Source organism: Pseudomonas sp. DE0010, assembly GCF_007680745.1.
Lineage (GTDB): Bacteria > Pseudomonadota > Gammaproteobacteria > Pseudomonadales > Pseudomonadaceae > Aquipseudomonas > Aquipseudomonas parafulva_B.
Genome location: NZ_VEJQ01000205.1, coordinates 1 through 272, shown reverse-complemented (window position 1 = coordinate 272; position 272 = coordinate 1). Strand labels below are relative to the sequence as shown.

The window sequence follows — 272 nt, the reverse complement described above, 5'->3', positions numbered from 1 at the left end:
ATTGCATGGCGGTACCGGTCGCCTTGCACAGGGCACCGTAGAGACCGATCAGGTTGCCCAGGTTCATGGCCGAGCCCAGCGAGTGGCCGATAACGATGTCGGGGCGCAGGGCGGTCCAGCGAATGCCGTCGGCCTCCAGGCTGCGCACGAAGTCTTCATGGCGGAAATAGAGGTTGGGTGGGAAGTGGCGGCTGTCATCCTCACGGGCTGGAGTCTTGTACACCCCCAGGTGGGCGCCATAGATCTTGCCGCCCTGGACGAAGGTGATGCGG

The 272-nt window shown here is 64.0% G+C and carries 1 pseudogene; it reads right to left on the bottom strand.

From position 1 onward, the window contains the following. Positions 1-272 (bottom strand): annotated as a pseudogene (locus tag FS767_RS22260) (nucleoside-diphosphate sugar epimerase); the annotation flags it as partial.